The 295-nt window shown below is 56.9% G+C and carries 1 protein-coding gene; it reads right to left on the bottom strand.

Going from position 1 to position 295, the window contains the following annotated elements; genetic code table 11:
* Positions 1-282 (bottom strand): hypothetical protein (locus H2510_RS20585; RefSeq protein ID WP_186630133.1); only part of this gene is annotated, 282 nt, incomplete at its 3' end.
* Positions 283-295: the final 13 nt, after the last annotated feature.

The following is a 295-nucleotide window of genomic DNA, read 5'->3' as shown; positions in this document are numbered from 1 at the left end:
AACCCCAGCAAAAGTCTCCGCCACGATCTCTTCCACCGGAGTGGTAGGCGCCCGAAACTCCTTGACCGCCACGACCGGATCCGGCAAAGCCTTACGATCGAGCTTCCCACTCGACCCCAACGGAAACTCCTCGAGCACAACATAGTTCAACGGCACCATATAAGACGGCAGCCGCAAAGCTGCTGCGGCAGTGACATCGTCGATATCAATGGTCTTGCCCGGCTCACCGACAAGATAACCAACAAGCAGCTCGTTGCGAACCAGCACAACAGCATTCGACACCGAATCGATCCCC

This window comes from Rhodococcus sp. BP22 (genome assembly GCF_014281965.1).
Taxonomy (GTDB): Bacteria; Actinomycetota; Actinomycetes; order Mycobacteriales; family Mycobacteriaceae; genus Rhodococcoides.
The sequence above is the reverse complement of the archived record's forward strand: the minus strand, read 5'-3'. Positions and strand labels throughout refer to the sequence as shown.